Here is an 18,795-nt window from a genome sequence, read left to right on the forward strand (position 1 = left end):
TGACGAAACTGCTTGCCCGGGCGGGCCATTCGGCAGCCGTCAGGCGGCCGCGCGCCGGCGTGCCCTACTCGATGCGGTGCGCCCCCGCACCGGGGACGGCCTCGAAGATCCGCGGCCGGGCATGGCCGGCCGCCGCGAACGCCTCGGTGACGGCCGCGCCGACCTCCGTGGCGTCCGCCTCCTCGACGAGCACGATCGCCGAGCCGCCGAAGCCGCCGCCGGTCATCCGGGCCCCGAGGGCGCCCGCCTCCCGAGCGGCGTCGACGGCGAGATCGAGTTCGGGGCAGGAGATCGCGAAGTCGTCGCGGAGCGAGGCGTGACCGGCCGTCAGCAGGGGGCCGATGGCCCGGATGCGGCCTGCGTCGAGGTGGGCGACGACCTCTTCGACGCGGTGGTTCTCGGTGACGATGTGCCGGACGAGGGCCTGGACGACGGGATCGTGGGCCAACTCGACGAGGACCTCGGGCAGATGCGCGTACGGCACGTCACGCAGGGCCCGCACCCCGAGCGCCCGCGCGCCACGCTCACAGCCGGCGCGCCGCTCGGCATATGCGCCGTCGCCCAGCTCGTGCTGCACCCGGGTGTCCACCACGAGGAGCCGCAGCCCCTCCCCCGCCAGGTCGAACGGGATCTGCCGCCGGGTGAGGTCGCGGGTGTCCAGGAACAGGGCGTGGCCCGCGGTGCAGCAGGCCGCGGCGGTCTGATCCATGATCCCGCAGGGCACCCCGACGAAGGCGTTCTCGGCCCGCTGGGCGAGCTGCGCCAGCCGCTGCGACTGCTGGCCGAGCGCATGAAGATCGTTGAGGGCGAGCGCGGTGGCGACCTCCAGGGCGGCGGAGGAGGAGAGTCCGGCTCCGGTGGGGACCGTGCTCTCGAAGTGCAGATCCGCACCGCCGACGGACAGACCGGCCTCCTGCATCGCCCAGACGACGCCGGCCGGATACGCGGCCCAGCCCCCGCTGCGCTGCGCTCCGCCCCGGCTGCGCTCCAGCGCCTCGGACGCCGGGCCCGGCGCCGGCCGCAGCGCGTCGGTGCGCAGTTCGACGATGCCGCCGCCGACGCCGCCGGAGTGCAGCCTCAGCACCCCGTCGGTGCGGGCCGAGGCGGCGGCGATCGTGGTGTGCGGAAGGGCCAGCGGCATCACGAAACCGTCGTTGTAATCGGTGTGTTCACCGATCAGATTGACCCGGCCGGGCGCCGCCCACAGGCCCGTGGGCGCGGCGCCGTACACGGCGGCGAACCGCTCCGCCGCGTGCCGGGCGCGCTGCGCGTGCCCGGTGGCCGGGGTGACGGCTCCGTGAGCGGTCATCAGGACTCCTTCGTCCGATCGAGGTGCTGCGCGAACTGCCAGGCGTCGGCGACGATGCCGGAGAGGTCGGCGCGGCTGGGCCGCCAGCCGAGGCGGTCGATGGCGGTCTGTGCGGAGGCGACCAGTACGGCGGGGTCGCCGGCGCGGCGCGGGGCGGCGATCTCGGGGACGGGGTGGCCGGTGACCTTGCGGACGGTCTCGATGACCTCGCGGACGGAGAAGCCGTTGCCGTTGCCGAGGTTGCAGATCAGATGCTCGCCCGCGCCGGCCGCGTCGAGGGCGAGGAGGTGGGCCTCGGCGAGGTCGGCGACGTGGATGTAGTCGCGTACGCAGGTGCCGTCGGGGGTGGGGTAGTCGTCGCCGTAGACGGAGATCGCCTCGCGCTTGCCCTGGGCGACCTGGAGGACGAGCGGGATGAGGTGCGACTCGGGGTCGTGGCGCTCGCCGCAGCTGCCGTAGGCGCCGGCGACGTTGAAGTAGCGCAGCGAGACGGCGGCCAGGCCGTGGGCGGCGGCCTCGCCGCTGATCATGTGGTCGACGGCGAGCTTGCTGGCGCCGTAGGGGCTGGTGGGCGCGGTCTCGGCGGACTCGGTGATCGGCGTGGACGCCGGCTCGCCGTAGGTGGCCGCGGTGGAGGAGAAGACGAGGGTGCGGACACCGGCGTCGCGCATGGCGGCGAGCAGGTCCATGGTGCCGCCGACGTTGTTGCGCCAGTACTTCTCGGGGTCGGCCACGGACTCGCCGACCTGGGAGAAGGCGGCGAAGTGCAGCACCGCGTCGTACGAGGGGTCGAGCCACTTCGCCGCGTCCTGGATGCGGCCCTCAAGGAAATGGGCTCCGGCGGGGATGCCGTCGCGGTGGCCGGTGGACAGGTCGTCCAGCACGGTGACCTCGTGGCCGGCCTGCAGCAGATGCGCCGCAACGACACTGCCGACATATCCGGCACCGCCCGTGACCAGGTACTTCTTGCTCACTTGCTCGCTACCTCTCGCAGTCGCTCGGCCGCGGCCTCCGGCGGCACATCATTGATGAACACGTTCATGCCGGATTCGGAACCCGCGAGAAACTTCAGCTTGCCGGAAGTGCGGCGAATGGTGAAAAGCTCGAGGTGGAGTGCAAATTCTCCGCGGTGCTCGGCGTGCAGCGGAGCCTGGTGCCAGGCCGCGATGTACGGCGTGCGGGCGGTGCGCTCCCCGTCCCCTTCGTCGAAGATCCGGTCGAACCGCCGCAAGACTTCCAGGTAAACCTGTGGGAATTCGGTGCGCGCCGCGTCGTCGAGCGCGAGCAGGTCGGGTACCCGGCGCTTGGGGTAGAGGTGCACCTCGTACGGCCAGTGGGCGGCGTACGGGACGAAGGCCACCCAGTGCGCACCTTCCAGGACGATGCGGCGGCCGTCGGCCAGCTCCCCGTCGACCACCTCGTCGAAGAGGTTGCCCCCGCCGGTGGCCGTACGGTGCGCCGCGAGCGAGCCGAGCATGCGCGAGGTGCGCGGGGTGACGAAGGGGTACGCGTAGATCTGGCCGTGCGGATGACCGAGGGTGACGCCGATCTCCTCGCCGCGGTTCTCGAAGCAGAAGACCTGTTCCACGCCCGGAAGTTGGGACAGTTCGGCGGTGCGGTCGGTCCAGACCTCCAGGACCAGGGCGGCCTGCTCGTCGGTGAGGTCGGCGAAGGAGGCGTCGTGGTCGGAGGTGAAGCAGACCACCTCGCAGCGGCCGCGGTCCCCGGCGAGGGAGGGGAAGCGGTTCTCGAAGACGGCGACGTCGTAGTCGGGGGCGGGGATCTCGGAGTGCCGCCCCTCGCGGGAGGGGCACAGCGGGCACTCGTCGGCCGGCGGGTGGTAGGTGCGGGCCTGACGGTGCGAGGCGATGGCGACCCGGTCGCCGAGCAGGCGGTCCTCGCGGATCTCGGCGGCGGTGGCGACGGGGTCGAGGGGGCGGGGGTCGGGCTCGTCGCGTACGGCGTCGTCGCGCAGGTCGTAGTAGATGAGCTCCCGGCCGTCCGCCAGCCGGGTCGTCGTCTTCTTCACGGGAGCTCCTCATCCACTCCAAACACAAACAAACACAATGAAGCACAACTAAACAGCAGCGTCAATGTGGGGCCCACGGCCCGACATTTAGGACAAACCGTCTACCCCGGTCACGAATCAACAACTCAAACGAACAGAAGTGTTCAGTTTCTCAACGACCGAGCGTAGCTTTTTGTGCGTTCAGCTCGCGCACACCGCTCTGTCTCCTGGGGGACACCCCCCGGACCCCCGAAAAGAGTGCCCTCATGATCACGCTGGCCGAAGGGCTACGGCTCCCCACCAACGGGCTCGACTACACCATCCTGGCCATCTACTTCGCCGTCGTCCTCGGCATCGGATTCGCGGCCAGGCGCAGTGTGAAGACGAGCCTGGACTTCTTCCTCTCCGGGCGGTCACTGCCTGCCTGGGTCACCGGCCTCGCCTTCGTCGCCGCCAACCTCGGCGCCACCGAGATCCTCGGGATGGCCGCCAACGGTGCGCAGTACGGGGCCTACACCGTCCACTGGTACTGGATCGGCGCCATCCCGGCCATGGTCTTCCTCGGCCTGGTGATGATGCCGTTCTACTACGGCTCCAAGGTCCGCTCGGTGCCGGAATTCCTGCTGCACCGCTTCGGACCGTCCTCCCACCTGCTGTCGTCCGTGATCTTCGCCGTCTCGTCGGTCCTGATCGCGGGCGTCAACCTCTACGCCATGGCGATCGTGCTGCAGGCGCTGCTCGGCTGGCCGCAGTGGGTCGCGATCGTGATCGCCGGGCTGTTCGTCCTCGCGTACATCACCGTCGGCGGTCTGTCCTCGGCGATCTACAACGAGGTGCTCCAGTTCTTCGTCATCCTGGCCGCGCTGATCCCGCTGACCGTCGTCGGCCTCAAGCGCGTCGGCGGCTGGGACGGGCTGACCCACTCACTGACCTCCTCGCACGGCGACGCCTTCCTGACCGCCTGGAAGGGCACCGGCATCGGCGAGTCCAACCCGCTCGGCGCCAACTGGCTCACCATCGTCCTCGGCCTGGGCTTCGTGATGAGCTTCGGCTACTGGACCACCAACTTCGCCGAGGTCCAGCGCGCGCTGTCCGCGAAGAACCTCTCCGCCGCCCAGCGCACCCCGCTGATCGCCGCCTTCCCCAAGATCTTCATCCCGCTGGTGGTGGTCGTCCCCGGCCTGATCGCGCTGGTCATGGAGCCGACGCTGGGCAAGTCCGCGGGCGGGCTGCAGTACAACGACGCGATTCCGGTGCTGATGCGGGACCTGCTCCCCAACGGTGTGCTCGGCATCGCCGTCACCGGCCTGCTCGCCGCCTTCATGGCCGGTATGGCGGCCAACGTCTCGTCGTTCAACACGGTCTTCACCAACGACATCTGGGCCGCGTACCTCAAGAAGGGCCGCGAGGACCGCTACTACCTGGCGACCGGGCGGGTGGTCACCGCGGTCGGCGTGCTGATCGGCATGGGTACCGCCTTCATCGCCTCGTCCTTCAGCAACATCATGAACTACCTCCAGACGCTCTTCTCCTTCTTCAACGTGCCGCTGTTCGTCGTCTTCATCATCGGCATGTTCTGGAAGCGGACCAGCGCCGCGGCCGGCTTCTGGGGGCTGCTCTCCGGGACCGTGGCCGCGATGGTCAACTACTTCTGGTTCTACAAGCAGGGCATCATCTCGATCCCCTCCGACCAGGGCGCCAACTTCGTCTCCTCGATCGTCGCCTTCGTCGTCGGCGCGCTCGTCATGGTCGTCGTCACCATGGTCACCAAGCCCAAGCCCGCCGCATCCCTCGCCGGCCTGGTCTACGGCACCCGGTCACCCGGCATGGAAGAGCCGCCGGCCGAGGGCGACGACGCCTGGTACCGCAAGCCCGCGCTGCTGGGCTGGGGCGCGCTCGTCCTCGCCGCCGTCTGCTACATCCCGTTCTCCTTCTGAACCCGTCCGAACCAGCGGAGTTGACGCACCATGAGTGACTACCAGCACGAGGTCGAGGAGCTGGAGCGCGAATCGGCGACCGCCGCGCGGCTCTTCGACGTACGGCGCATCATCGGCGGCCTGTTCGTCGTCTACGGCGTGATCGTGACCATCGCCGGCCTGACCGCCTCGGACGCGGACCTCAGGAAGGCCCAGGACATCAACATCAACCTGTGGACGGGCGTGGGCATGCTCGCGCTCGGGGTGTTCTTCCTGGTCTGGCTGAAGCTGCGGCCGACCGTCCCGCCGACCGCCGACGAACTGCGGGCCGCGTCCGAGGACGGCCCCGCGGAGGGCTGAGCGCGGCGCCGGCTACTGCGGCGGCGGCACCGGATCACCCGGTTCCGCCGCCGTGGCGCGTATCGCCCGGCCGCCCGCCGCCCGGTCCAGCAGCCCGGTACGCGCCGCCAGCGCGGCGGCCTCCAGCCGGGATCCGACCTCCAGCTTCATCAACACCCGCTGGACATGCGTCCGCGCGGTGCTCGGCGCGATGTCCATCCCCGCCGCGATCAGCCGGGTGTCCTCGCCGTCCGCCACCCGCATCAACACCTCGACCTCGCGCGGGGTGAGCAGCTCCAGCAGCCGCGCGCCCTCGTCGTCGGGCTGCGCCGCCGGATGCAACAACTCCTCGAAGGCCTGCTGCAACAGCTGCGGCGAGACCGCCGACTCCCCCGCCCGCGCCTTCATCATGGCGCGTTCCACGCCCTCGATCCGCTCGTCGTTGCGAACGTACCCGGACGCCCCGGCGGCAAAAGCAGCGGCGATCCCACGCGGGCTGGGCACCGGCCCCAACACCACCACCGCCACCTGCGGCCGCTCCTTCTTGATCCGTACGACCGGGTCGAAGGCGCCCGGCTGGGCGGGCGCGGCGGTGCCCAGCAGACACACCTCGGGCGCCCGGCTCACCACCAGCTCCGCGGCCCCCACGCTCGGCGCGGCCGCCGCCAGCACGCGATGCCCGCGCAGCTTCAGCGCCGAAGCGAGCGCCTCCGCGAGCAGACGGTGATCGTCGACCACCATGAGCCGCACGCCCATCGAGCAACCTCCCCCGCTCCGGCGGACCCCGGCGCGGCCCCTGGCCGGGCCGCTGTGTCCCCGGGAAGCTACACGCTCGGCTGCGATACTGCGCCCCCAACCGGGGAGAAGCCCCCGGAATGCTGGAATCCCGGCCAATGTGGGCCGGTTGGCGTTGGTGGGGGCGTGGCCGGGACTCGACCGAGCCGGGTACGGACCACTCCGAGTACGGACCACTCCGACGACGCCGACCGGCAATTCGCGCCCCCCTCCCCGCCGTTGGCCGGCACTCACGGTGCAGCCGCATCAAGCCGGACGCCGCACCCCCTCGCCTGGTTGAAATCAAAAAGAACCAGCGGTCGGTATTTCGCCGAAGTGCCTTTGTCGGCACTGTCGGTGTCGTATGCGAAGGTAGGTTCGACAGGTGAGGAGAAATCGGGGGAGGGACTGATCCGGCATGTCATTGGCCGACGAAGTCGCGGCAGCTCACGCAGGACACCCGAATCCGGCCGCGCTGGTGGGTGAGTTCCGCCGGACGTCGGTATGGGTGCCGATTGTCAACGAATCCCTCATGTCGGCCGAGATGACCGGTATCCGCTGGTTGTACGCCTTCTCCGACGACCAGGAACTGACCCGCTTCGCCGTCTCCCGGGGCGCCGGCCCCGAGACCGAACTGCACTACGTCCGCACGGCCGGTGCCCGTCTACTCGACATCGTCATCCCCGCCATCGAGGGACCGGCGGGCGTGGTGCTGGACGCGGGCAGCGCACAGGCGATGGTGTTTCCGCCGGTCAGCGGCATCGTCCCGGATTCCGTGGCGGTCGACCTCACCGAGCCGGGCCACACCGGAAGCGGACCCGGAGCACCCATGGCCGGGGGTGCGGCATGACATCCGCCGAGGGATACGAGCTCGACCCGGAGGCCCTGAAGCAGGTCACCAAGGGCATCCACGACGCGATCGCGGAACTGAAGGAGCTGGGCTTCGACACCAGCGCCCAACTCGGCCAGGGATTCGACAAGCTGGCCCTCTCCGGGATGGAGAGCGGTCATGCCGGCGTGAGTTCCGTATTCGATTCCTTCTGTGAACGCTGGGGCTGGGGCGTCCGCCTGCTCATCCATGAGGCCAACGAATTCGCGCGCCGCCTTGATTTGACGGCCGGGCTTTATCACGAGCAGGAGCAGTACGTTTCGACGACGCTGAAGGTCGGGGCGAACGCCCTGCTGATGGGGGACCCGACGATGACGGAGGAACGGCTGAAGCACCGGACGTGGAAGCAGGTGGGCGAGGACAACGCGGTCACCCAGTTCGACGACGCGGACTGGGACCCCACCTCGGCCAGGTCCCTCAAGGCATTTCATGAAGTCGGGCAGGCGGCGGACCAGACGGGCAAGGACTTCTCGACGTCCAAGTGGGCGGGCGACGCGGACCACAACTGGGCCTTGCGGCCACTGAGAACGCCCCCTGCCGGCCAGGCGCAGGCCGACGACCACGACGGATCCTGAGTCTCCGCTGCACCGCCACTACCGCACATCCACTGCTGCACAGCACCACTGGGGGTTGGGAACCGATGGGCCTCGGCGACTTTCTCGGGGACGTCAAGGACGGCATCAATTCCACGGCCGACAAGGTCGGCAACGCCGTCGATGACGTCAAGGAAGCGGCCGGGGAGGCGGTCGGCTACGCCGCGGACAAAACCGCCGACACTCTCGACTACGTCGGTGCGGAGGGCGCGGCCAAGGCCGTCCGCTCAGCCGGTGCCGACGTCGCCGATGCGCTGGGCGCGCAGGTCGACGAGCGGCAGCTGGGCGAGAGTGACGACCCCAAGGAACTGATCCACGGCGACGTCGCGAAGATCAATGAATCCGCCGCGCACCTGAAGGACTTCTACGCGGCCTTCGAACGCGTCGGACAGGGAATCCGCAAACTGGACGCCGGATCCTGGAAGGGAAAGGCCGCCGACAGCTTCCACGAGAAGTTCGACGTGCACCCCAAACAGTGGATGCGCACCGCGGATGCCTGTGAGTCGGCATGGAAGGCTCTCGATTCCTACGCCGAGACGGTCTCCTGGGCCCAGAAGAAGGCCCAGGAGGCCATCGACGCGTGGCAGGCGGCCGAGAACAAGAGCAAGAAGGCATTCGACGCCTACCGCCACCAGGTCGATGCGTACAACGCGAAGGCCGACGCCTACAACGCCGCGCGGGACCAGGGTTCCGACCCCGGGCCCAGGCCCGACAAGCCCGGCGACTTCCACGACCCCGGCAACCAGGGCCGCCAGGCGGCACAGGAAATCCTCAAGAACGCCCGCAGCCAGCGCAACGAGGCCGCGGAGAAGGCGCAGCACGCCCTCAAGGGCGCCCTGGAACACGCCCCGCAGGCACCGAAGTTCACCACCGAGGCGGCTTTCGATGTCGCCGACGGCGTCGCGGCCGGCGGTATGAACCTGATGCACGTCGTCGGTGGCGTGGGCAAGGGCCTTGTCGAAACGGTCAATCTGGCCCGCACGCTGAACCCGATGGAGCCGTACAACATCGCCCACCCCCATATGTACCTGGCCAACGTCGCCAAGACCTCACTCGGCCTGGCCAGTTCCGCCGCCCACCCCGGGCGCCTGGCCAAGGGGATGCTCGGCGACGGCTGGGGCAGCGACCCGGGGGACGCGTTCGGGCGCCTCCTCGCCAACCTCGTCGGCGGCAAGGGCGCCGGCGCCGTCGGCAAGGGCCTGCTGAAGGCGGGGGCGAAGGACGCCGCCAAGGGGGCCGCACGAGAAGCCGTCAAGGAAGGCGGCAAGCGCACCATCATGGACCGGGCCCGAACCGCCTGGTGCAAGACCTTCGGCAGCGACCCCATCGACATGGCCACCGGCCGGATGATCCTGCCGCAGACCGACATCACCCTCCCCGGCAGCCTCCCCCTCACCTTCACCCGCACCTTCGAGTCGTCCTACCGCACCGGCCGCTGGTTCGGCCCGACGTGGATGTCCACGGTCGACCAGCGCCTGGAGATCGACGCCGAAGGCGTCATCCTCATCGGCGAAGAGGGCAACTTCCTCCTCTACCCCCACCCCGCCGTCGGCGTCCCCACCCTCCCCCACGAAGGCGACGGCGCACCCCTCGAACTCACCCCGGACGGCGACTACCTCCTCACCGACCCGGTCACCGGCACCCGCCGCTACTTCACCACCTACACCGAAGACCTCGCCGTCCTCGACGAGATATCCGACCGCCGCGGCAATCACCACACCTTCGACTACACCGAAGACGGCACGCCGACCGCCATCACCCACAGCGCCGGCTACCGCCTCCTGCTCACCACGGACGACGGCCGCATCACCGCCCTCCACCTGGCGGGCGGGGCTCCCGACGGCTCCGACCAACTCCTGATGACGTACGGCTACGACGACGCCGGCAACCTCATCACGACCACCAACTCCTCCGGCCTCCCGCTCCGCTTCACCTACGACGACCTCGGCCGCATCACGTCCTGGACCGACACCAACAACAGCAGCTACACCTACGCCTACGACGACCAGGACCGATGCACCTCCCAGGGCGGCATCGAAGGCCACCTCCGCGCCCACTTCACCTGGGGCGACCCGGACCCGGTGACGGGACTGCGCACCAACCTCCACCACAACTCCCTCGGCCAGGTCACCCGGTACGAGGTCAACGAACGCCACCAGATCGTCGCGGAGACCGACCCCACCGGCGCCACCACCCGCACGGTCCGCGACGCGGCGCACCGCATCCTGTCCACCACGGACCCCCTGGGCCGCACCACCCACATCGACTACGACCACGCCGGCCACCCGGTCACCGTCACCCTCCCGGACGGCAGCAGCTCCACCACCACGTACGACACCGACGGCCACCCGGTGAGCGTCACCGGGCCCGACGGCACCACCTGGACCCACACCTACGACGCCGACGGCAACCGCACCTCCACCACGGACCCCAGCGGCGCCACCACCGCCTACACGCACGACGAACGCGGCCATATCGCCGGCGTCACCGACGCCCTGGGCAACACCACACACCTCTACTGCAACAAGACCGGCCTACCGGTATCGGTCACCGACCCTTTGGGCGCCACCACCCACTACCGGCGCGACGCCTTCGGCCGCACCACGTCCGTGACGGACCCCCTGGGCGAGACCACACACATGGTGTGGACGGTGGAAGGGAAGCTCGCCGCGCGCATCGACGCATCCGGTGCCACAGAGCACTGGACATACGACGGCGAGGGCAACCGCCTCACCCACACCGACGCCATCGGCCAGACCACCCACTACGAATACGGCCACTTCGACCTGCTGACGGCCCGCACCGACCCCGACGGCGTCCGCCACACCTTCACCCACGACACCGAACTCCGCCTCACCCAGGTCACCAACCCCCAGGGCCTGACCTGGAACTACGGATACGACGGCGCCGGCCGCCTCATATCCGAGACCGACTTCGACGACCGCGTCCTGACCTACACCCACGACGGCGCTGGCCAACTCGCCACCCGCACCAACGCCCTCGGCGAAGTCACCACCTACACCCGCGACACCCTCGGCCGCATCACACACAAGGACGCGGCCGGCCTCATCACCACCTACGCCCACGACGCCGCCGGCAACCTCCACCAGGCAGCCAACCCGGACGCCACCGTCACCTACACCCGCGACACCCTGGGCCGCGTCACCGCCGAGACCGTCAACGGCCGCACCATGACGTTCACCTACGACGCCCTGGGCCGCCGTACCTCCCGCACGACCCCCACCGGCCACACCACCACCTACACCTACGACGCGGCCGGCAACCGCACCACCATGGACATCGCCGGCCACGTCCTCGCCTTCGACCACGACGCCGCCGGCCAAGAACTCACCCGCACCATCGGCGACCACCTGCAGCTCTCCCATACCTGGGACCCCACCGGCCGCCTCACCACCCAGTCCCTCACCACAGCAGCCACGGGCACTCTCCAGTCCCCCACCGGGGCGTCCGGGGCACGGAACCCTGCCGCCGACGAAGCACAACGGCTCCTCCACCGCGGCTACACCTACCGCCCCGACGGCAACCTCACCGCGATCGACGACTCCCACACCGGCCGCCGCACCTTCGCCCTCGACCGCGCCGGCCGCGTCACCGCCGTCCACGCCACCGACTGGACCGAGACCTACGCCTACGACGAAGCCGGCAACCAAACCCACGCCACCTGGCCCGACCGCCACGCCAGCCCCTCAGCCCGGGGCGAAAGGTCATACACCGGCACCCGCATCAATCGCGCCGGTGCCGTCCGCTATAAGCACGACCCCCTCGGCCGTGTGACCCTCCGCCAAAGAACCCGCCTCTCTCGCAAGCCGGACACCTGGCACTACGCCTGGAATACCGAGGATCGAATCACGTCCGTCGTCACACCGGACGGCACGACCTGGCGCTACCTTTACGACCCCTTTGGTCGCCGCGTAGCCAAACAGCACCTGCGCAAGGGCGGTGACACGGTCGCAGAGTTCACCACGTTCACCTGGGACGGATTGACCCTTTGTGAACAGGCGAATCACACCTCAGGTATCACCGATAATGTAACTCTCACGTGGAACCATCAGGGCCTAAGAGCGCTGACCCAAACCGAACGGAAATTTACTACGCCGAGCCACGCTCAGGAAAACCAACAGGTCATCGACCAACGATTCTTCGCGATAGTTACTGACCTGGTCGGCACACCGACGGAGCTACTGTCCGAGTCCGGCGATATTGCATGGCACACGAGAGCCACCGTTTGGGGAACAACCACCTGGAATGCAGCCGCCACTGCATACACGCCGTTGCGTTTTCCCGGTCAATACTTCGACGAGGAAACTCAGCTACACTACAATTTTCATCGCCATTACGATCCGAGTACCAGTCGCTACCTGTCGCCTGACCCACTCGGCTTGATACCAGCATCAAACCCGGTCACCTATGTACAGAACCCTCATGCGTCGATAGACCCAATGGGGCTCAAAGGGTGCAGGTCCCTGAACGATCTAGGGAAAGAGGGGAAAGATGAGCTTGGATACTACCAACCCGGCTCTTCAGAAGGACAACGGCTCGCCGATCGCTTGCGCCACGAGGAGGCCAGCTCTCCGTTCCGCGAAGATGGGTTCCTGACCGATGAAGCCATCAAGGAATCAAGGCCAATTATTGCTGCTGAAGATATGGGAAACAAACACCTGGTCGGAGAAAATGGAGTCGGTGGCCATTTTCGCGAACAGCCGGGAAATTTCTCCGACTGGAGCAAATATACAACGAAGCGATACACCAGCCCCTCAGGAAACTTCGAGGTTCACTTCTACAGAAACCGAGGGACCGGACAAATTCTTCTTTACGACTACAAAGCGAAGTTCGGAGGGTGACAAAAGTGAAGGTTCGATTCACGGGCGCAGCATCCCACAATGAGGGAATCACCCAGGGGGCGAGCTCCCTGGAGACAGGAATCGAGTACCAGGTATTGGAAATCTACACCCAATCCGAAGGTCCCAATTTCATCCGCATCGAGAGTATTCCAGGGCAACTTCCGGGACTTTTCGACTCGCGACTTTTCCATGTCACGCAATCCGAAATTCCGATCAATTGGAGAACCTTCATTGGTACGAACGGGGGGATTTCCATCCGCCCTGCCCTATGGCACGCGCCGGGGTTTTGGGAAAGCCTCATGGACGGCGAGGAGTGGGCCGTAGGTTGCTATCACGACGAAAAGGAAAAGATCGAATCGACCTGAACCGTGAAGCCCCTGCCGAGAAGGTAAACGGCAGGTCCGGGGCAGTTGCTAGCGTCGATATCGTCGCCGTCCGGCCCCGTCGCCCTCGGCAAGAGCCCCCGCGACGCCCCGCACGTCGTCCCCCAACTCCAGCCATCGCATCTGCAACTCGTTCCGCTCCGCGATCACCTCCGGCAGCTGGGCATCGAGGCCGGCGACCGTTTGCCCAAGAAGCCCTTCTTGGGTTTCGTCCACACAGCGGAAAAGAAGGACATAGATGACTACACCGCAGCAGCCACCAGGTGGTTTCGGGCAGGCGCCGGGTTACGGTGCACCGCAAGGCTTCCCGCAGCCCGGTCAGCCCGCCGGGTATCCGCCAGGTGCCGCCCCCGGTGGGCCGGGGCCGTATGGGCAGCAGCCGTACCCCGGCGGGCCGGTGCCGTACGGGCAGCCGGGGCCGGGGCCCTACGGGATGCCGCAGCAGGCGCCCCAGTTCGGGTACGGCGGCGGGCCCGGGATGCCGCCGCCCATACCGCCCAGACGGAAAGCCGGGAAGGTGTGGGGCATCGTCGGCGCCGTGGCCGGTGTGCTGGTGATCGGGACGCTGGCGTCGGCCGGGGCGTTCAGGGGCGGAGGGGGTTCGTCCGGCGGATCCGGTGGGTCCGGCGGGCCGAAGTACCGGATCACGGTGCCGCAGACGCTGGCAGGCGGAAAGTACAAGCTGGCGAAGGACATATCCCAGCAGGCCGGCAGTTCGGTGCCGCAGGACGGGGCCAATGAGCACGACATCAAAGCGGCGGGCGGACAGTACTCGTCCGGGACCAAGTCGCTGGTGATGTTGGGGCTCTACGGCGTCATTGATGATCCCGAGACTGCGGTCGACCACACCATCCGTGGCATGACGCGCGACGGTAAGACGGAAGTCGCCGTGGCGGAGAAGAAGTTCACGCCCAGTGGGGGCGGAGATTCGCTCACCTGCGGTGTGGATGTGCGGACGGAGATGGGGCAGAAGGTCACGCTGCCGTTCTGCGTCTGGGCCGATTCCAGTACGAGCGGGAATGTCGCGGAAACCGACGCGGCGCACCTGGCGGAGGACCCGCAGTCCATCGACCTTCAGGAATTCGCTGACAAGGCCGACAAGATTCGTGGTGAGGTCAGAAAACCGCTGGGGTGAGTTCCCGCTGCCGGATGCCGGGCTGCCCCTGACGTATCGCCGGTCACCGGGTGGTCAGCAGGACGTCCTCCCGCGGTGACCGGCGTCGCTCAAAGGCCCGCCGTCGGCCCCTACGCGTCCTCCGCCAACTCCAGCCACCGCATTTCCAGTTCGTCCTTCTCCGAGGTCAGTTCGCGGAGCTGGGCGTCGAGGCCGGCGACCTTCTCGAAGTCGGTGGCGTTTTCGGCGATCTGGGCGTGGAGTTTGGTCTCCTTGTCGCCGATCTTGTCCAGCTGGCGCTCGATCTTCTGGAGTTCCTTCTGAGCGGCGCGGTTCACGGCGGCGGCCTTCTTGGGCGCCGCGGTCTGCTGGGCGGGCGCCGGCGTCGCGGCCTCGATGACCTTCTGGCGGCGTTCCAGGTACTCGTCCAGGCCACGCGGGAGCATGCGGAGCGTGGCGTCGCCGAGGAGGGCGTGGACGCGGTCGGTCGTGCGCTCGATGAAGTAGCGGTCGTGGCTGATGACGATGAGGGAGCCGGGCCAGCCGTCGAGGAGGTCCTCCAGCTGGGTCAAGGTCTCGATGTCGAGGTCGTTGGTGGGCTCGTCGAGGAAGAGGACGTTGGGCTCGTCCATGAGGAGACGCAGGATCTGCAGGCGGCGGCGTTCACCGCCGGAGAGGTCGCCGACCGGCGTCCACTGCTTCTCCTTGGTGAAGCCGAACTTCTCGCAGAGCTGGCCGGCGGTCATCTCCCGGCCCTTGCCCAGGTCGACCCGCTCGCGCACCTGCTGGACGGCCTCCAGCACCCGCAGTGCCGGGTCGAGCTCGCCGACCTCCTGGGAGAGGTACGCCAGCTTGACGGTCTTACCGACGGTGACCCGGCCGGCCACCGGCTGGGTCTCGCCCTGCGTCCGGGCCGCCTCGGCGAGCGCCCGCAGCAGCGAGGTCTTGCCGGCGCCGTTGACACCCACCAGGCCGATCCGGTCGCCGGGACCCAGCTGCCAGGTCAGATGCTTCAGCAGCACCTTCGGCCCGGCCTGGACGCTGACGTCCTCCAGCTCGAAGACGGTCTTGCCGAGGCGGGAGCTGGCGAACTTCATCAGCTCGGCGTTGTCGCGGGGCGGCGGGACGTCCGCGATCAGCTCGTTGGCGGCCTCGATGCGGAACCGCGGCTTGCTCGTACGGGCCGGAGCGCCGCGCCGCAGCCACGCCAGCTCCTTGCGCATCAGGTTCTGCCGCTTGACCTCTTCGGTGGCGGCGATCCGCTCGCGCTCGGCCCGGGCGAAGACGTAGTCGCTGTAGCCGCCCTCGTACTCGTGGACGTCGCCGCGCTGGACGTCCCACATCCGCGTGCAGACCTGGTCGAGGAACCAGCGGTCGTGGGTGACGACCACGAGCGCCGAGCGGCGGGCGCGCAGATGGCCGGCCAGCCAGGAGATGCCCTCGACGTCGAGGTGGTTGGTGGGCTCGTCGAGGACGATCAGGTCCTGCTCGGCGATCAGCAGCTTGGCGAGGGCGATGCGGCGGCGCTCACCGCCGGAGAGCGGGCCGATGACGGTGTCCAGGCCGTGGGTGAAGCCCGGCAGGTGAAGATCGCCGAAGAGGCCGGTCAGGATGTCGCGGATCTTGGCGTTGCCGGCCCACTCGTGGTCGGCGAGGTCGCCGATGACCTCGTGCCGGATGGTGGCGGCCGGGTCGAGCGAATCGTGCTGGGTGAGGACGCCGAGGCGCAGGCCGCCGCTGTGGGTGACCCGGCCGTCGTCCGTGTCCTCCAGCTTGGCGAGGATCCGGATCAGGGTGGTCTTGCCGTCCCCGTTGCGTCCGACGACGCCGATCCGGTCCCCCTCGTTGACGCCGAGCGAGACACCGTCGAGCAGGGCACGGGTTCCGTACACCTTGCCGACGGCTTCCAGATTGACGAGGTTGACGGCCATCTCACTCCTGCGGTTCACATCGGGCGACCTTCCCAGCGTAGTCGGCGTGCGGAAGCGTCCCGCCGCCGAGCCGGTGCTGCGTACCCGGGGCACCGGTGCGCGGCGGGTGGTGGTGCGGGCCTCGTGGGCGTCCGGGTGCCGCCGCGGCGCGTTGGATAACGTGCCGTCATGGCACCGGACATGGGCATGGCAGTGGAGACGGAGACGGTTCGCGGGCTGGTCTACGGCCCCAGCGGCAAGCAGCTGGACGTGTATCGGCCGGCGGGGAGGTCCGGGCCGGTGCCCGCCGTGCTGCTCTGGCACGGCATCGGCCCCGACGAACGGGATGTGCTCGAACCGCTGGCGCGCACGGCGGCGGCGCACGGCCTGCTGGCCCTGGTCCCGGACTGGCGCTCGGACGCCGCGGACGGCGGCCGGGCCCATCTCCTGGAGTCGCTGGCGTTCGCCCGGAAGGAAGCGGGCGGGCTGGGCGGCGACGGGGAGTCGTATGTGCTGGCCGGGTGGTCGGCGGGGGCCGGGGCCGCGCTGGGGGTCGCGCTGCGGCCCGAGATCGCGGACGGATGGCGGCCGCGGGCCGTGGTGTGCGTGGCGGGCCGCTACGACCTGCCGGCGCGCACCACCGGAACCGCGCCGCTGGCCGATCTCGCCGCGGGCCGCGACCCGGGCGTCCCGGTCCACCTCGTCCACGGCAGCCGCGACGCGGTCCTGGACGCCCACTACTCCCGCGACCTCGCCGAGGCGCTGCGGGCCTCGGGCCGGGCGGTCACGGCGGTGACGCTCCAGGAGCCGGATACCGACCACGCAGGCGTGATCATGACCGAGTACGACCCGGCGGCGGACCGCTGCGTCCCGACGACCGAGGCACGCGCCGTAGCGGCGGGCCGGATGGTGGCCGGGGTACTGGCCGAGGCTGCCGGGGCGTAATCCTCCGGCCGGCTCCTCGCGGTGCCTCAGCGGCGCCCGCCCCCACCCGACGACCATGTGTTGAGCCTGCGCACGGCCTCCTCCAGCTCCCGGCGCCGGGCCTCCTGAGCCGCGCGCTGCCGGGCCTGCGGGGCAGCGACGTACGGCCGCCGGGCTGGGCCCCTGTCCTCACCGGTACTGATGCCGGTACCGATGGTCGCCCGATGGCCGCCCCGCCCCGGAAGTAACCAGCTCAGCAGCTTTCCGGGGATTGTCCGGACGAGGCCCGGCCCACCGTTCAACGGGCGGCCGCCGTGCGGAGAACCTCGGCGAGCCGGCGGGCGGTGGCCGCGTTGCAGTTACCGAGGGCGACCAGCGAGACGCCGTAGACGCCCGCGAAGCCGGGCAGATCGACGCCGAGCGACGGCAGCGTGATGCCGTGCTCCTTCAGCGCGCTGCGCAGCTCTTCGGCGCTTTGGTGCACGTCGTCGGGGAGGGAGCGGTCGAGGGGCATGGACCCCGCCTTTCTGTACGCATCGCAATGAACCGATTACAGAGTGACGTGACGCGGCGTAGCGTGAAAGGGGATTGGGCTCCCGGCCGTGGTCCGGGGAATGCGCGGTGTGACGTGGTGGAAATGCGGGAATCGCCGGGGCTCGTCCACAACGACTGTGAATCAGCTACACGTACGGCGGTGAACCGTGGCACGAGGCAAGGACATTGACGGCTCGGCGGGAGTTCCGACCTTCTACGGCAAGGAACTCCGCTACCAGCGGGAGTCGGCCGGGCTCACGCTCCAGCAACTGGTGGAGGGCAGTTTCTACGGCCCCAGTCACCTCAGCGAGATCGAGCGCGGCGAACGGCGGATGCCGGCGGAACTGGCCGAGCACGTGGACAAGGTGCTGAAGACGGACGGCTTCTTCGAGCGGCGTTGCGAGGACGTGCGGAAGGCGAGGCGGACGAGCCATCCCGCCCACTACGAGCACATCCTGGAGGCGGAGAAGCGCGCGGAGACCATCGAGGAGTGGTGCCCGACGCTCATCCCCGGCCTGTTGGAGACCGCGGCGTACACGCGGGCAGTGGTGCGGGCGACGCAACCGCTGGCGACCGACGAGGAGGTGGAGGAGAAGGTCAACGCCCGCATGGTGCGGGCCCACCTGTTCGAGGACGACCACACGATCCCTGAATACTGGGTGATCCTGTCCGAGTACGTGTTGCGCTGCCCGATCCTCCCTCCGGAGGAGATGGCCGATCAGCTCGACCGCATCGCGCGGCTAGCGAGGCGTCACCGGGTCATTCCACAGATCCAGCCGTGGAACTGCGGCCCGCACCCCCTCATGCTGGTGGGCTTGTTGCAGCTCATGACCTTCCCGGACGCCCCGCCGCTGGCCTATTTGGAATCGGAGTACAGCGGTCACACCATCGACGATCCGGCTCTCGTGAAGAAGTACCGCAAGGCATACGATCGGCTCAGGGCCGCCGCGCTACCGCCGGAGGCGTCCCTCACCATGATCGAGGCGGCCGCAGAGGACTACCGAAATGGCAAGCAGCCACATTGACTTGAGCACCGCCGTCTGGCGCAAGAGCAGTTACACCAGCGGTGAGGGCGGGAACTGCGTCGAGGTAGTCGACGACCTCCCCGGCGTCGTCCCCGTCCGCGACTCCAAGGACCCGCACGGCCCCGCGATCATCTTCCCCGCCGCCGCCTGGTCGTCCTTCGTCTCCGCCGTCAAGGATGCTCCGCTCCCGTTCGCCGGCTAGACCGGGCCAGGGC

The 18,795-nt window shown here is 68.8% G+C and carries 16 protein-coding genes; 10 read left to right on the forward strand and 6 right to left on the reverse strand.

What is annotated here, in order from left to right; all coding sequences use genetic code 11:
• Positions 1-64 precede the first annotated feature (64 nt).
• The 3 genes from galK to galT are packed head-to-tail and all read right to left on the reverse strand — an operon-like array spanning position 65 to position 3,338.
• Positions 65-1,309: a galactokinase gene (gene galK, locus EST54_RS17580; protein WP_129248586.1), complete on the reverse strand. Its 1,245-nt coding sequence runs from the start codon at positions 1,307-1,309 to the stop codon at positions 65-67.
• Complete coding sequence (galE, locus tag EST54_RS17585) at positions 1,309-2,283, reverse strand: UDP-glucose 4-epimerase GalE (RefSeq protein ID WP_129248587.1); 975 nt, start codon at positions 2,281-2,283, stop codon at positions 1,309-1,311. Before galE ends, galK begins: the two co-directional genes overlap by 1 nt.
• Positions 2,280-3,338, reverse strand: a complete 1,059-nt coding sequence (galT, locus tag EST54_RS17590; protein ID WP_129248588.1) for a galactose-1-phosphate uridylyltransferase — start codon at positions 3,336-3,338, stop codon at positions 2,280-2,282. Before galT ends, galE begins: the two co-directional genes overlap by 4 nt.
• Before the next feature lie 245 nt (positions 3,339-3,583).
• Here galT and EST54_RS17595 point away from each other — a divergent pair, with 245 nt between their 5' ends.
• Both EST54_RS17595 and EST54_RS17600 read left to right on the forward strand, forming a co-directional pair.
• Positions 3,584-5,254 carry a sodium:solute symporter family protein gene (locus tag EST54_RS17595; RefSeq protein WP_129248589.1) on the forward strand — a complete coding sequence of 557 codons (1,671 nt, stop codon included), beginning with the start codon at positions 3,584-3,586 and terminating at the stop codon, positions 5,252-5,254.
• 30 nt (positions 5,255-5,284) lie between these two features.
• The gene (locus EST54_RS17600) at positions 5,285-5,593 is read left to right on the forward strand and encodes a hypothetical protein (RefSeq protein ID WP_129248590.1); all 309 of its coding nucleotides are present in this window, start codon (positions 5,285-5,287) and stop codon (positions 5,591-5,593) included.
• Positions 5,594-5,605: 12 nt separating this feature from the next.
• Here EST54_RS17600 and EST54_RS17605 read toward each other — a convergent pair whose 3' ends face one another.
• Entirely contained in the window at positions 5,606-6,328 is a 723-nt protein-coding gene (locus EST54_RS17605; RefSeq protein WP_129248591.1) for a response regulator transcription factor, read from the reverse strand.
• 436 nt (positions 6,329-6,764) lie between these two features.
• On the opposite strand from EST54_RS17605, the gene EST54_RS17610 reads away from it, so the two are divergent.
• The 5 genes from EST54_RS17610 to EST54_RS17630 all read left to right on the forward strand — a co-directional run bounded on the left by EST54_RS17610 (position 6,765) and on the right by EST54_RS17630 (position 14,208).
• Positions 6,765-7,196 (forward strand): SseB family protein, encoded by a 432-nt coding sequence (locus EST54_RS17610; protein ID WP_129248592.1) that lies wholly within the window; start codon positions 6,765-6,767, stop codon positions 7,194-7,196.
• Positions 7,193-7,810: a hypothetical protein gene (locus EST54_RS17615; RefSeq protein WP_129248593.1), complete on the forward strand. Its 618-nt coding sequence runs from the start codon at positions 7,193-7,195 to the stop codon at positions 7,808-7,810. The genes EST54_RS17610 and EST54_RS17615 overlap by 4 nt, the downstream gene beginning before the upstream one ends.
• A 65-nt stretch (positions 7,811-7,875) precedes the next feature.
• The gene (locus EST54_RS17620) at positions 7,876-12,690 is read left to right on the forward strand and encodes a putative T7SS-secreted protein (protein ID WP_239013233.1); all 4,815 of its coding nucleotides are present in this window, start codon (positions 7,876-7,878) and stop codon (positions 12,688-12,690) included.
• Positions 12,691-12,695: 5 nt separating this feature from the next.
• Positions 12,696-13,055, forward strand: a complete 360-nt coding sequence (locus EST54_RS17625; RefSeq protein WP_129248594.1) for a hypothetical protein — start codon at positions 12,696-12,698, stop codon at positions 13,053-13,055.
• A gap of 556 nt (positions 13,056-13,611) precedes the next feature.
• Positions 13,612-14,208, forward strand: coding sequence for a hypothetical protein (locus EST54_RS17630; protein ID WP_129248595.1), 597 nt, complete (start codon positions 13,612-13,614; stop codon positions 14,206-14,208).
• Positions 14,209-14,318: 110 nt separating this feature from the next.
• On the opposite strand, the gene EST54_RS17635 is transcribed toward EST54_RS17630, so the two are convergent.
• On the reverse strand, positions 14,319-16,118 hold the full coding sequence (locus EST54_RS17635; RefSeq protein WP_129248614.1) for an ABC-F family ATP-binding cassette domain-containing protein: 1,800 nt from the start codon (positions 16,116-16,118) through the stop codon (positions 14,319-14,321).
• A 168-nt stretch (positions 16,119-16,286) separates the two neighbouring features.
• On the opposite strand from EST54_RS17635, the gene EST54_RS17640 reads away from it, so the two are divergent.
• Complete coding sequence (locus EST54_RS17640) at positions 16,287-17,042, forward strand: alpha/beta hydrolase (protein ID WP_129248596.1); 756 nt, start codon at positions 16,287-16,289, stop codon at positions 17,040-17,042.
• Positions 17,043-17,319: 277 nt separating this feature from the next.
• On the opposite strand, the gene EST54_RS17650 is transcribed toward EST54_RS17640, so the two are convergent.
• Positions 17,320-17,535: a hypothetical protein gene (locus tag EST54_RS17650; RefSeq protein ID WP_129248598.1), complete on the reverse strand. Its 216-nt coding sequence runs from the start codon at positions 17,533-17,535 to the stop codon at positions 17,320-17,322.
• Between the two features lie 187 nt (positions 17,536-17,722).
• On the opposite strand from EST54_RS17650, the gene EST54_RS17655 reads away from it, so the two are divergent.
• Together EST54_RS17655 and EST54_RS17660 are read left to right on the forward strand one after the other, a co-directional pair.
• The gene (locus EST54_RS17655; protein ID WP_129248599.1) at positions 17,723-18,580 is read left to right on the forward strand and encodes a helix-turn-helix domain-containing protein; all 858 of its coding nucleotides are present in this window, start codon (positions 17,723-17,725) and stop codon (positions 18,578-18,580) included.
• A complete protein-coding gene (locus tag EST54_RS17660; RefSeq protein ID WP_129248600.1) occupies positions 18,561-18,782 on the forward strand; it encodes a DUF397 domain-containing protein in 222 nt (73 codons plus the stop codon). Before EST54_RS17655 ends, EST54_RS17660 begins: the two co-directional genes overlap by 20 nt.
• Positions 18,783-18,795 lie beyond the last annotated feature (13 nt).

Origin of the sequence: Streptomyces sioyaensis (assembly GCF_004122735.1) — a bacterium.
GTDB classification, from domain to species: domain Bacteria; phylum Actinomycetota; class Actinomycetes; order Streptomycetales; family Streptomycetaceae; genus Streptomyces; species Streptomyces sioyaensis.

Excerpts from the sequence above, each read along its gene's own strand:
- galK (WP_129248586.1), bottom strand. The coding sequence starts at position 1,309 with ATGACCGCTCACGGAGCCGTCACCCCGGCCACCGGGCACGCGCAGCGC.
- EST54_RS17595 (WP_129248589.1), top strand. The coding sequence starts at position 3,584 with ATGATCACGCTGGCCGAAGGGCTACGGCTCCCCACCAACGGGCTCGAC.
- EST54_RS17600 (WP_129248590.1), top strand. The coding sequence starts at position 5,285 with ATGAGTGACTACCAGCACGAGGTCGAGGAGCTGGAGCGCGAATCGGCG.
- EST54_RS17605 (WP_129248591.1), bottom strand. The coding sequence starts at position 6,328 with ATGGGCGTGCGGCTCATGGTGGTCGACGATCACCGTCTGCTCGCGGAG.
- EST54_RS17610 (WP_129248592.1), top strand. The coding sequence starts at position 6,765 with ATGTCATTGGCCGACGAAGTCGCGGCAGCTCACGCAGGACACCCGAAT.
- EST54_RS17615 (WP_129248593.1), top strand. The coding sequence starts at position 7,193 with ATGACATCCGCCGAGGGATACGAGCTCGACCCGGAGGCCCTGAAGCAG.
- EST54_RS17620 (WP_239013233.1), top strand. The coding sequence starts at position 7,876 with ATGGGCCTCGGCGACTTTCTCGGGGACGTCAAGGACGGCATCAATTCC.
- EST54_RS17635 (WP_129248614.1), bottom strand. The coding sequence starts at position 16,118 with ATGGCCGTCAACCTCGTCAATCTGGAAGCCGTCGGCAAGGTGTACGGA.
- EST54_RS17640 (WP_129248596.1), top strand. The coding sequence starts at position 16,287 with ATGGCACCGGACATGGGCATGGCAGTGGAGACGGAGACGGTTCGCGGG.
- EST54_RS17650 (WP_129248598.1), bottom strand. The coding sequence starts at position 17,535 with ATGCCCCTCGACCGCTCCCTCCCCGACGACGTGCACCAAAGCGCCGAA.
- EST54_RS17660 (WP_129248600.1), top strand. The coding sequence starts at position 18,561 with ATGGCAAGCAGCCACATTGACTTGAGCACCGCCGTCTGGCGCAAGAGC.